Origin of the sequence: Streptomyces sp. NPDC058240 (assembly GCF_042882135.1) — a bacterium.
GTDB lineage: Bacteria > Actinomycetota > Actinomycetes > Streptomycetales > Streptomycetaceae > Streptomyces.
This window is the reverse complement of record NZ_JBHVWT010000003.1, coordinates 1-11333: the sequence shown is the minus strand read 5'-3', so window position 1 is coordinate 11333 and position 11333 is coordinate 1. Positions and strand designations below refer to the sequence as shown.

At 70.8% G+C, this 11333-nt stretch carries 16 protein-coding genes; 8 read left to right on the top strand and 8 right to left on the bottom strand.

All coding sequences use genetic code 11. The features are described from left to right. Positions 1–18: 18 nt before the first annotated feature. Both serC and ACFVX4_RS07775 read left to right on the top strand, forming a co-directional pair. Positions 19–1137, top strand: a complete 1119-nt coding sequence (serC, locus tag ACFVX4_RS07780; protein ID WP_389973004.1) for a phosphoserine transaminase — start codon at positions 19–21, stop codon at positions 1135–1137. 149 nt (positions 1138–1286) lie between these two features. After that, on the top strand, positions 1287–1898 hold the full coding sequence (locus tag ACFVX4_RS07775) for a Uma2 family endonuclease (protein ID WP_389973001.1): 612 nt from the start codon (positions 1287–1289) through the stop codon (positions 1896–1898). On the opposite strand, the gene ACFVX4_RS07770 is transcribed toward ACFVX4_RS07775, so the two are convergent. The 3 genes from ACFVX4_RS07770 to ACFVX4_RS07760 form a co-directional block, all read right to left on the bottom strand. Then, positions 1899–2306 (bottom strand): DUF4259 domain-containing protein, encoded by a 408-nt coding sequence (locus ACFVX4_RS07770; protein ID WP_389972999.1) that lies wholly within the window; start codon positions 2304–2306, stop codon positions 1899–1901. It abuts the gene before it with no gap. Positions 2307–2372: 66 nt separating this feature from the next. Beyond that, positions 2373–2894, bottom strand: a complete 522-nt coding sequence (locus ACFVX4_RS07765; RefSeq protein ID WP_389972996.1) for a GNAT family N-acetyltransferase — start codon at positions 2892–2894, stop codon at positions 2373–2375. A 61-nt stretch (positions 2895–2955) separates the two neighbouring features. Beyond that, the gene (locus ACFVX4_RS07760; RefSeq protein ID WP_389972993.1) at positions 2956–3948 is read right to left on the bottom strand and encodes a WD40 repeat domain-containing protein; all 993 of its coding nucleotides are present in this window, start codon (positions 3946–3948) and stop codon (positions 2956–2958) included. A gap of 58 nt (positions 3949–4006) precedes the next feature. Between ACFVX4_RS07760 and ACFVX4_RS07755 the strand changes: the two genes are divergently transcribed. Continuing rightward, on the top strand, positions 4007–4693 hold the full coding sequence (locus ACFVX4_RS07755) for a GDSL-type esterase/lipase family protein (RefSeq protein ID WP_389972990.1): 687 nt from the start codon (positions 4007–4009) through the stop codon (positions 4691–4693). 72 nt (positions 4694–4765) lie between these two features. Here the strand turns inward: ACFVX4_RS07755 and ACFVX4_RS07750 are convergent, their stop codons facing one another. Beyond that, complete coding sequence (locus ACFVX4_RS07750; protein WP_389972988.1) at positions 4766–5389, bottom strand: helix-turn-helix domain-containing protein; 624 nt, start codon at positions 5387–5389, stop codon at positions 4766–4768. Between the two features lie 35 nt (positions 5390–5424). Beyond that, on the bottom strand, positions 5425–6015 hold the full coding sequence (locus ACFVX4_RS07745) for a TetR/AcrR family transcriptional regulator (RefSeq protein ID WP_385325580.1): 591 nt from the start codon (positions 6013–6015) through the stop codon (positions 5425–5427). Positions 6016–6493: 478 nt separating this feature from the next. Between ACFVX4_RS07745 and ACFVX4_RS07740 the strand changes: the two genes are divergently transcribed. After that, the gene (locus tag ACFVX4_RS07740) at positions 6494–7243 is read left to right on the top strand and encodes a class I SAM-dependent methyltransferase (RefSeq protein WP_389972985.1); all 750 of its coding nucleotides are present in this window, start codon (positions 6494–6496) and stop codon (positions 7241–7243) included. A gap of 30 nt (positions 7244–7273) precedes the next feature. On the opposite strand, the gene ACFVX4_RS07735 is transcribed toward ACFVX4_RS07740, so the two are convergent. Next, on the bottom strand, positions 7274–7888 hold the full coding sequence (locus ACFVX4_RS07735; RefSeq protein WP_389973956.1) for a TetR family transcriptional regulator: 615 nt from the start codon (positions 7886–7888) through the stop codon (positions 7274–7276). Positions 7889–7993: 105 nt separating this feature from the next. Between ACFVX4_RS07735 and ACFVX4_RS07730 the strand changes: the two genes are divergently transcribed. Beyond that, positions 7994–8962 (top strand): oxidoreductase, encoded by a 969-nt coding sequence (locus tag ACFVX4_RS07730; protein ID WP_389972982.1) that lies wholly within the window; start codon positions 7994–7996, stop codon positions 8960–8962. 60 nt (positions 8963–9022) lie between these two features. On the opposite strand, the gene ACFVX4_RS07725 is transcribed toward ACFVX4_RS07730, so the two are convergent. Both ACFVX4_RS07725 and ACFVX4_RS07720 read right to left on the bottom strand, forming a co-directional pair. Continuing rightward, positions 9023–9673 carry a hypothetical protein gene (locus tag ACFVX4_RS07725; protein WP_389972979.1) on the bottom strand — a complete coding sequence of 217 codons (651 nt, stop codon included), beginning with the start codon at positions 9671–9673 and terminating at the stop codon, positions 9023–9025. Between the two features lie 118 nt (positions 9674–9791). Continuing rightward, on the bottom strand, positions 9792–10376 hold the full coding sequence (locus ACFVX4_RS07720) for an isochorismatase family protein (protein WP_389972976.1): 585 nt from the start codon (positions 10374–10376) through the stop codon (positions 9792–9794). A gap of 137 nt (positions 10377–10513) precedes the next feature. On the opposite strand from ACFVX4_RS07720, the gene ACFVX4_RS07715 reads away from it, so the two are divergent. The 3 genes from ACFVX4_RS07715 to ACFVX4_RS07705 all read left to right on the top strand — a co-directional run. Further along, a complete protein-coding gene (locus tag ACFVX4_RS07715) occupies positions 10514–10846 on the top strand; it encodes a hypothetical protein (RefSeq protein ID WP_266415905.1) in 333 nt (110 codons plus the stop codon). A 21-nt stretch (positions 10847–10867) separates the two neighbouring features. After that, positions 10868–11179, top strand: a complete 312-nt coding sequence (locus tag ACFVX4_RS07710) for a pore-forming ESAT-6 family protein (protein WP_266415907.1) — start codon at positions 10868–10870, stop codon at positions 11177–11179. Between the two features lie 44 nt (positions 11180–11223). Then, on the top strand, positions 11224–11333 hold a 110-nt coding region (locus tag ACFVX4_RS07705; protein WP_389973953.1), incomplete at its 3' end, for a DUF6507 family protein.

Below are 11333 nucleotides of genomic sequence, written 5' to 3'. Positions count from 1 at the left end.
GGCACTACGCTCCGGTTCGTGGCCGATATCCAGATTCCCGCTGACATCAAGCCCGCCGACGGACGCTTCGGCGCCGGTCCTTCCAAGGTGCGGACGGAGGCGCTCGACGCGCTGGCCGCCACCGGTACGTCTCTTCTCGGTACGTCCCACCGCCAGGCCCCGGTCAAGAACCTGGTCGGCGCGGTGCGTCAGGGCGTGCGCGACCTCTTCTCCCTCCCCGAGGGCTACGAGGTGATCCTGGGCAACGGCGGCTCCACCGCCTTCTGGGACATCGCGACGCACGGACTCATCGAGACGAAGTCCCAGCACCTCAACTTCGGCGAGTTCTCGTCGAAGTTCGCGAAGGCCGCCAAGCTCGCCCCGTGGCTGGCCGACCCGACCGTGATCGCCTCCGACCCGGGCACCCACCCGGACCCGCAGGCCGAGGCGGGCGTCGATGTCTACGCCTTCACGCACAACGAGACCTCGACCGGTGTCGCCGCGCCCGTCAAGCGCGTCGCGGGCGCCGACGAGGGCTCCCTGGTCCTGGTGGACGCCACCTCCGGCGCGGGCGGCCTGCCCGTCGACATCACCGAGTCGGACGTCTACTACTTCGCCCCGCAGAAGTCCTTCGCCTCCGACGGCGGCCTCTGGATCGGCGTCTTCTCCCCGGCCGCCCTGGAGCGCGCCGCGCGCGTCCACGCCTCGGGCCGCCACATCCCGGAGTTCTTCTCGCTGCCCACGGCGATCGACAACTCCCTGAAGAACCAGACGTACAACACCCCGGCCCTGGCCACGCTCTTCCTCCTGAACGAGCAACTGACCTGGATGAACACCCAGGGCGGCCTGGACTTCACCACCGGCCGCACGGCCGCATCGGCGCAGAACCTGTACGGCTGGGCCGAGGAGTCGAAGTACGCGACCCCGTTCGTCACCGACCCGGCGAAGCGCTCGCAGGTCATCGGCACGATCGACTTCGCGGACGAGATCGACGCCGCCGCCGTCGCCAAGGTGCTCCGCGCCAACGGCATCGTCGACACCGAGCCGTACCGCAAGCTGGGCCGCAACCAGCTGCGCGTTGCGATGTTCCCGGCGATCGACCCGTCGGACGTCCAGGCGCTGACCGCCTGCATCGACTACGTGATCGAGAAGCTGTAACGAGTAGCCGTACGAGAAGGGCCCCGCGCCGTTTGCGCGGGGCCCTTTGCCGTCGTTCACTCGGTCGGGTGGCGGAACGGCTTTCGGGCACTGGCGACCGGACCGGCCTACGATGATGACCTCGACATCACCCCTTCAGGAGGCCCGCAATGTCTGCAGCAGCAGTCGAGCACCCCTGTGACGGTGAGCCGGAATCGCTGCTCGACACGGCCAACAGGCTCGCGGAGCAGAACCCGGGTTGCCGTGTCGAGATCATCGGAGGCGTCATCACCGCGGCCCCACCCCCGGACGGCCCGCATGCCAACGCACTGACCACGCTCATGATCCCCTTCCTGGCCGCAGGCCTTCACGGCGAGGAGACCAGCGTCCTCCAGGGAATCGGCCTGTGGCTCCCCGGCGGCCCCGAGGACTACGCCATCCCCGACCTGGCGATCGTCGATGCCGATCTCGACGAGCATCTGGTCGAGAACAACTGCTACGACCCCGCCGTCTTCCGCCTCGTCCTGGAGGTCACCTCCAGCAACTACAACAACGACCTGCGCAACAAGGTCGCCGCCTACTCCGAGGCCAAGATCCCGGTGTACGTGATCATCGACCGCAGGCACGGGCGGGTGCATGTCCTGACCGAGCCCATGGGCGGCGGTTACGAGAGCCACCAGGTGTACGCCCCCGGGCAGACCGTCACCCTCCCCGAGTCGATCGGCGCCCCGGTGACCCTCGACGTCGACAAGCTCATCCAGGCAGGCCGCCCCCGCGCCTGATCAGCCGGCCGCCGCCACCAGGACCTCCCGGAGCCGGGTTATGCCCGGGGCCCACTCCTTGTCCCCCGCCTCGTCCCACAGCTCGCGCAGCTCCGAGTTCTCGCCCAGCACCGCGTCGAGGGCCTTCACCGCGAGGGGGCGCAGCTCCGTCGCGAGGACGGGCAGCGGCTTGTCGGGGCCGTACGCGGTGGTCACCGGCTCGCCACCCGGGCACTGGGAGGCGACCAGAGCGGCCGACGCGACGGCGATCACGGCGTCGTCGCTGTCCAGGTAGTCCGAGGGAGCGACCGCCCCCTCCAAGGCCTTGCGAATCACCGCTTCCCGCCCCGCCTCCGGCGCATCGTCGATCTTCCCCGAGAAGTCCGCAGCGGTGTCGTTGTCGAAATGGCCGGTGTCCCAGGTGCCCATGAGGTCCCCTCCGCAAGTGCTGTCCGTACGTGGACCACTCTCGCACCGGCCACTGACAACGGCGGGTCAGTGCTCTCCCGCGCCCCGCTCCCAGCGCCGTTCGCCCTCGCACCACTGCTCCGTCGGCGCCAGCCCCGCCGCACCGGCCACGGCTGCGGAGGCGTCGTGGTCCGGATGGATGTGGGCGAGGACGGTACGCACCGCCCCCGGCCCCGCCGCCAGCAGGTGCGCCACCAGCCCCGCCGCGGCCTCCTTCGCGTACCCGCGCCCCTGCCACCGCGTCCCGACCACCCAGGCGATCTCCGCCTCCGCGCCCGGCACGTCCACCGTCGCCTGGACGTATCCGGCCAGGCGGCTCTCGCCCCGTACCCGCAGCACCCAGTTCCACCACCGCACCCCGGGGTCCGGCGAACCGGCGGTCTGGCGTCCGTAGCGGGCCCTCAGCCCGTCGGCGGTCTCCGGGGCGCCCCCGGTGTACGTGTGCAGGGCGGGGTCCCCGAGCACCGCCGCCATCTCGTCCGCGTACGCGACCCGCAGTGGCAGTACGTCCAGCCGGTCGGTGGCGAACGGCTCGGGCTCAAGGTTCATTCGGCTCTCCATAGGGCCCCGACCCTACGCGCGCCCCGGTGTGCGCCGGGTCGCGGCGTCCTCAGTTCCCCTTCCGCCGCCGTCCCATGAGCACCAGGAAGCCGATGCCGGCGAGCACGAGCACACCGGTCAGGGTCGTCCCCTTCACGTCCCCGGTGCCCCCGCTCCCCGCTCCGGCGGACGAGGCCGACGCGTCGCCGCCCCGGGACGGCGACTTCCCGCCGCCCCCGCTGCCGCTGTCCACGTCCACCCGTTCCACGTCGCTCTGCTCCCCCTCCGAGCCGAACATCAGCGCCGAGCCGTCCGCCGTGTACGTCACGGATTCGGCCTGCCGCTGGATCGGCGCCCGGACCGCGTGGTCGGCGCCGAGCCTGCCGTTCTCGAAGACGTAACCACGGGCGCTGAAGTACGAGCGCAGCACCAGCTCCTTGCCGTCCGGCGAGAACGCCCCGTCCGTCACCCACGGCACCTCGCCCACCCGCCGGAAGACGTTGGTGGCTCCGGTGGTCAGCTTCGCCGGGCCCTCGTACAGCCCGCCGCCGTCCTCGTTCTTCGACGCGATGTAGACGCGCCCGGTCGTGGGGTGGACCATCAGCGCCTCGGCGTTGCGCGGGCCGTCCGCGTACTTCACGTCGAACTGGGTGGCGCTGACGGTCGCGTCCTTCAGCTGCTTCGGCTCCGGGAAGCGGTAGATCCAGACGTGGTCCCAGCTGCCGTTCAGGTTGTCGCCGATGTCACCGACGTACAGATTGCCGTCGGGTCCCAGCGAGATGGCCTCCACGTCGCGGGGTTCGCCCACCCCTTTCATGGTGATGGTCGCCACGGTCTTCCCGGTCCGGGAGTCGACGGCGTAGACGTACGGCCCGTCGTCGCTGTCGTTGTGCGTCCAGTAGATGCCGGGGTGGGCGCGGCTCGCGGCGAGGCCGCTGGACTCGGTGATCCGGGGGTCCTCGATCGTGAAGCTCCGGTCGGCTCCGTCGTCGGCCACGGCCGGAGCCGACCCGGCGAGGAGGAGCAGCGCGGCGGCTCCGGACACAGTCAGGTACGAACGCATGGCACAAGTGTCCATCGTCACGTCGCAGGCGGCAGGAGTGATCCGCGATGATGACGCCATGCGGTTCACGTTTGTCGGCGACTCCATGACCATCGGCTGCGCCGGCGACTTCACCTGGCGCTACCGGATGTGGCAGCACCTCACCGCCGACCTCGGTGAGCCGTTCGCGATCGTCGGACCGCGCAGCACGCTGTACGACACGGCGGCGGGCGCCCCGGTCAGTCACGCGTACGGCGCGCCGGACTTCCCCGCCGAGGCCCGCACCCACCTGGCCGGCTGGGGCGAGGGCTGGCTGCACATGGCCCCGGTGATCGCCGGCACGGTGAGCCGGCACCGCACGGACGTCCTGCTCGTCTCGCTCGGCCTGATAGACCTCGGGTTCTACACGGACAGCGCACAGACCACCCTGAACGCAAGGGCGTTCATCGCTGCGGCGCGTACCGCGAACCCGCACGTCAAGATGGTCCTCATGCCCGTGATACCGAACATCCGGGCCGAGTCGGACGCCCCGTTCGCCGCCGAGTGCGACCGCTTCAACGAACTGTTGGCGAAGGCCGTCGCCGACCTCGACGACCCGATGTCCCCGGTCCTGCTGGCCTCCCGCCCCCCGGGGTACGACATCCACGAGGACACGTACGACGGTACGCACCCCGGTCCCTCCGGCGAGCACGCGCTGGCGGGCGCGTTCGCCGACGCGATGCATCAGGCGTGGGGGCTGGGCGGCCCGTACACGCCCCGCCCGTGACCGGACGCGTCGCGCCCCGGCGGAGTTCACCGGTCGCCGGACCTCCGGCTCCGAGCCCGGGGGCGGGGCGGCTCACCGCTCCGAGGAAGGCCGGGCCCTCACATGCATCCGCTCCCCCTGCTGCCCGAACAGGCTGAGGAATTCGACCGGATCGGGCCCGGCGCTGGCCCAGGCGTGCGGCGTACGCGTGTCGAACTCGGCGACCTCGCCGGCCGTGAGCACCAGATCGTGTTCCCCCAGCAGCAGCCGCAACCGCCCCGCCAGCACGTACAGCCACTCGTATCCCTCGTGCACCCGCTGCTCCAGCGGCCCCGTGGACCCACGGCCGCCGGGCAGGATCTGCTTGTACGCGTGCAGTCCGCCGAGGTGCCGGGTGAGCGGTACGAACGTCATGCCGTCGCGGGTGAAGGGGCGGAAGTGGATGCGCGGGTCGCCGGTGGCCGGGGCGCCGACCAGTTCGTCCAGCTGCACCCCGTACGCCTTGGCCAGCGGCAGCAGCAGTTCGAGCGTGGGCTTGCGGCCGCCCGACTCCAGGCGCGAGAGGGTGCTGAGGGAGATCCCGGTCGTCTCGCCGAGCTGCGCCAGGGTCGTGCCGCGTTCCTGGCGCAGGGCCCGCAGGCGCGGGCCGACGCCTGTCAGGACCGTCGTGATCTCGTCGTCGACCGGTCGTTCCGCGTGCTCCGCGCCGTCTTCCATCTCCCCATTATTTGCCGTCCCGGTGACCGGACGCGTCAGGACGACAGGATCATGGCCAGCGAGAGCCGGGTCAGCTCATCGGTCAGCCACTCGGCGTCGACCTGGCGGGGCCGACGACCGTGGTGGGCCATGAGCTCGTCCACCGCGTGGTTCAGCACCGTGACGGTCACCGTGTGGTCGCTCGGCACCGCCTCGCCCCGGCGCACGGCGCGCTCGGCCTCGGACGTCAGGAACTCGATCCACATCGCCCGCCAGGTCGCCAGGTGCCTGTCCACCTCGCGGCTCACCCCGAGCACCTCGACGAAGGCCACCCGGGCCGCGCACCGGTCCTCGGTGACCGCCTTCACGTAGGCCTCGAAGAGCAGCCGGACCCGTTCCGACGTCGGGCAGTCCTCCATGCCCTCCGCCATCAGGGCGTTCTCGGCGGCGCGCAGCCCGTAGGTCGCCACCTCGTCGTACAGCGCCATCAGCAGCACCTCCCGGGAGAGGAACTCCTGCTGGAAGACGTGGACGGGCACCTTCGCCCGAGCGCACAGCTCCTCGACGCCCGTGCGCGCGTACCCGTACGCGCCGAACAACTCGCGCCCTGCCCGCAGGAGTCGGTCCCGTGCTCCCAGGAGCTCCATGGACTGCCCGGCCGCCCCGTTCCGCCGGCTCACCACGACACCCGTCATCGGTCCTCCTTCGTCGTCCGTACCGCTGCCCCCACTCTCCCCGCTCCGCCCGGCCGGTGGTGGGTCCGCCACGCACTCCGGCCCGCGCAGGGTGGCACCCCGGCCAAGTCCGATTACCCATCGAACCGTTGCTGGTATGGGGGCGTTCGCGGCTCTCCCGCTCCCTCGGCTCACCTCCCGGACTCCATCACCTCCGGAGCCCCCTCGCCTCCGGAACTCCCCAAGAAACCACTGTCGGGGGGCGCGAAACCTGCCCCTTCACGCCTCGGCGCGGGTGCCCCGGCGCCCGAAGCAAGCCCGCACGACAGGGGTTTCGACCCCGTCTCCTCCCGCCCGTCACGCTGCCGCCGACAGGTTTCGCCGGCACCTTCCCAACTCGGCCCCGGGGCCCCGCGGATCTACGATTTCCCCTGGTGGAAAGGGGGTCCACATGGACCGGAACATACGCACGACGGATGACGTACTGAGGCTCATGGACGGCCTGTTCGCACGGGATGCCGACCGGTGGACGGCCGACGCGAGCTCCTGGTGGGACGGCTTCTACGCGGACCGGGAGAAGCCCGTGCCGTTCTTCGTCGCGAAGCCGGACGAGAACCTCGCCTCGTACGCGGACCGCGGGCTGATCGCCCCGGGCCGTGCCCTGGAGCTCGGCTGCGGGCCGGGCCGCAACGCCGTCCATCTGGCGTCCCTGGGCTTCGAGGTCGACGCGGTGGACCTGTCCCCCTCGGCCCTGGCGTGGGCCGAGGACCGCGCCCGCGAGGCCGGGGCCGACGTCCGGTTCCACCACGGCGACGTCTTCGCCCTCACGGCGACGGAACTGACCGGTCCGTACGACCTCGTCTACGACTCCGGCTGCTTCCACCACCTGCCGCCGCACCGCCGCATCAGCTACCTCGCCCTTCTCGACAGCGTCCTCGCCCCCGGCGGCGGCTTCGCCCTCACCTGCTTCGCGTCCGGCGAGGGCGGCATGGGCTCCGAACTCCCCGACGAGGCCTTCTACGACCGGGGCGGACTGCGGGGCGGCCTCGCCTACACACCGGAGTCGTTGCGCAGGATCTTCTCGGACCTGACGGAGGTCGAGCTCCGCCGGATGCACGACGAGCCGTCCGACTCCCCGCTCTTCGGCGAGCCCTTCCTCTGGACGGCCCTGTTCCGCCGGACCGCTGACGAGGGCGTCTGACCGACTGGAGGCGGGCAGCCGAAGCGGGTGTCAGGAAGCCGTGGCGCCGCCCCGGCCCGCGTCGGCGTCCAGCGCCGGGGCGATCACGCCGAAGGCCCGGTCCAGCAACGCGACGGGATCCTCGGCGCCGTCGCCGGCGCTCCACCGCTCCAGCACCGCGTCGAAGGCGGTCAGCGCCATCCCGGCGGCCAGCCGCGGGTACAGATCGGCGTCGGACCCGAGCCCCGTCCGGCGCGCCAGCTCCGCCGTCAGCTCCTCGCGCCACTGCGCCTGACGCTCCATGAAGCGTGCCCGCAGGGCGGGCGTACGCAGGATCAGCTGGACCACGCGCAGCGCCCGCTCGGAGTGGTCGGGGTGAGCGCAGGCGGCGAGGGAGACGGAGACGGCGCGCAGCAGCGCCACCGAGGGGCGCTCCCCGGCCGGGCGGGCCGCCAGCTCCTCGCGCATACCGGCGCCCATGTCGGCCAGGAACTGGACGACCACGTCCTCCTTGGACGCGAAGTACCGGAAGAACGTCCGCTTGGACACACCGGCGGCGGTCACGATCTCGTCGACGGTGACCGCGTCGAACCCTTTCGACGCCAGCAGTTGCAGCGCCGCTTCGGTCAGCTCGCCCGAGACGAGACGGCGTTTGCGCTGGGCCATGGTCACTTCGGGGCGGGAGCTCACCCACCCATGGTAACCCCATGCCTCCGGTGGCACCCAGGAGACTTCTTGACACCGAGTGCCACTAGAGGCAACGTGTGTCACATGACACGGCAACAGCACTGGACCACCGAGCAGATCCCGGACCAGACCGGCCGGGTGTGCGTCGTCACCGGAGCCAACAGCGGCCTGGGGCTGGCGACCACCCGGGCGCTCGCCCTCCGGGGCGGACACGTGATCCTCGCCGTACGCGACGAGGAGAAGGGCCGCCGGGCAGCCGCGGAGATCACCGCCGAGCAGCCGGACGCCGACCTGGAGGTGCGCCGTCTCGATCTGGCGGACCTCGACTCGGTCCGGGCCTTCACCGACCGGCTGCGCGCCGACCATCCACGACTGGACGTGCTCGTCAACAACGCCGGGGTGATGGCACCGCCCCGGTCGCTGAGCGCACAGGGCCATGAACTCCAGTTCGCCTGCAACCACTTGGGCCACTTCGCGCTCACCGGGCTACTGCTCGACCTGCTGTCCGTCGGGCGCGATCCCCGTGTGGTCACGGTGAGTTCACCCAATCACCGGCAGGGGCGGCTCTTCTTCGACAACCTCTCCGGGGAGCGCTCGTACGCGCCGATGGGCTTCTACAACCAGTCGAAGTTCGCCAACGCCGTCTTCGGCCGGGAACTCCATCTGCGGCTGACCGCGGCCGACAGCCCGGTGCTCAGCCTGCTCGCCCACCCCGGCTACACCTCCACCAACCTGCAGACGAGCGCGCCGGTCGGCCTGGTGAAGCTGCTGTACGGCCGCGTGCTCCGCCCGCTCGCCCAGGCCCCGGCGCGCGGCGCACTGCCGCAGCTGTACGCGGCGACCCACCCGGACGTGCGGGGCGGCGAGTTCATCGGGCCGGACGGCCCGGCCGAGCTGCGCGGCGGGCCGACCCGGGTGCGGCTGGCCCCGGCGGCAGCGGATGCCGGGACCGGACGCCGTCTGTGGGAGCTGTCGGAACGGCTGACCGACGTACGGTTCGCGTTCCCGGCCCCGGGTCCCGTCGATTCCTCCGGGACACCGCACGGCCGGTGAAGCGTGGGCTTCACCGGCCGCGGTGTGTTCATGGGCGTGGCGCCGTCCGGCGCCGGACGGTCAGGCCTTGCCGGTGCAGATCGCGTCGTACGGCCGCCCCGGGCTCGGGAACAGCTCCAACGGCTTGCTTCCGACCGGGCACTGCTCGGCCGTCTTCGTCAGGTCGAGCACCTTGCTCACACCGCTTCCCCCACTGCCGCAGGCGACCTCCTTGGCCTGGTCGTCCACGCAGTCGCCCTTCACCAGCTGGCCGCCGCCCGCACCGGCGTCACCGGGGTGGTCGCCGGTCAGGTTGCGGCCACAGATGGTCTTGCTGGGGATGCCGGACTCGGCGTCACCCGAACCGAAGGAGACCTTCACCGAGATGATCGCGTCCGTGCCGGCCGGGCACTGGATGGAATCGGAGAAGATGGCGCCGTCCTTGATCTCCAGGGCCTTGAGCGTCGCCTTGGAGTCGCCGCAGTCCAGGGGCTGGTAGGCGTCCTTCGCGCTGCTGTCGGGCCCGGCGCAGTCGCCGACCTTCCAGTCCTTGGCCGCGTGGGTCCCGTCGCTCGACGACTTGTTGCAGGCGGTGGCCGCCCCCAGCACGAGCGCGACGGCCAGCACCGCCTTCGAGCCGTTCAGGAGAGCCGTACGGGAGCTGCGTCGCGGGGAGGAAACGGTGCTGCTCCGGCTGCCGCTGCGAGGTCGCGTGCTGCCGTTAACTCTCATGCTGCTCCTTCGAGTTGCTTGTATGGGGCGCGGCCCGCACGGCACTCGGCGTGGCCCGCGCGTGGTGGCGCGCCTGATGACGACAGGACCGGGCGCCGCGGTTCCCGATCCGGCCGATTCAGCGGGCCCGCGCGGGAAGGGCGGCGAATGCCACGTCCGCGGCGTGCGGCACGACCTCCAGCTCGCTGCCGAGGGCCCATTCGGCGACCCGTGAGACCGCGGCGGCCGGGATCCTGTCGCTGATTCCGGGCGCGGCCGGGATGTCGTGCGTCGCGTGGGAGTCGTGCGGCATGACGACCCGGTACCCCAGCGCCAACGCCGTACGGGCCGTCGCCTGTACGCACATCTCGGACATCACGCCGCAGATGGCGAGCGCCCGTACCCCCGACCCGGTCAACAGGCCCTCCAGGGGCGTCCCGTGGAACCCGTCGTCCCTGGTCTTGCGGATCACGACCTCCGTGGGCGATGCCTCGACGGCGTGGTGGAGCTCCCACCCGGGCGTGCCCGGCTCGTCCCCCGCTCCGGGCTGCCCGTCGTTCTGCACGTGGACGACGAACGCCCCGCCCCTGCGTGCCCGAGCGATCAGATCCGTCGTCCGGTCCAGGAGCCGGGCCGCCTCGGGCACCGCCCGGTCACCGCCGACCGCGTCCGCCTGAACGTCCACAACGACCAGTGCCTGTACGGGAAGTACGCGATTGCTCATGGCGCCATCATGTCCGCCGGCATCGGGCACCTCCACATGTTTTGAATCGGAGGGTGCTCCCACACACCACCGGCCCCATTGGTAGGGTCTTCAGCTCAATGTGATGTGAGCGCATGCGTGGAACGGGGAAAACCGGCATGAAGTTCGACATGGGGGCGCAGGTTCTGACGAATCTGTCGTCGAAGTCGCGTGGGTCGAGTGATGACCTGGGTACGTTGATTCGTCAGCTGTTGCAGGCGGCGGCGCCGTTGGAGGGGAAGTTCAACGGTGCGGGCCGTGCGGCGTTCGATTCGTTCAAGGGGCGTTCGGACGAGATCACGGCGGCGTTGAACGGTTCGCTCTCGGCTCTTCTCGGTGGTCAGTCGGGGATGGAGCAGGCGTTCGGTTCGGGTGATCAGGAGCAGGGTGACAACGCGCGGCAGCAGATGTCGGCGGCGAACTTCGACGCGGCGCGCTTCGGCGGCCGGTGACAACGGGGAGTTGGGTTTCTGATGGCTGGTGACGGTGATCGTCGTTCGTACGACATCGGTGCGTCCGCGGACGCGCAGGGCAACATCCAGGTGGTGATCGGGCGGCTGGAGGAAGTGATCGCGGCGCGGGACGGCCAGGTGAAGGCGGCGATGGCGGACTTCGCGGCCGATGGTGTGGCGGATGAGTACCACGGCAAGGAACTGCGGTGGAACCGTTCCTCGCAGGAGGTCAAGAACATCATCCAGCTGCTGAAGACGACGCTGGAGAAGAACGACGGCACGGCGCAGCACACGATCACGCGTGCGAAGGCTGCGGTCGACAACATCGGCTGAGCTGTTCCTGATCGGCTGTCATTGATTGGTTGGTTCACGGGGGTGTGCCGGTGACTGGGTGGGATCTGAAGCCGCAGGGTATTCAGGGTGTGCTGAAGACGACGGGTGAGATCGCGTCGAAGATTCAGACGCATGCGACGTCGTACGGGGATCA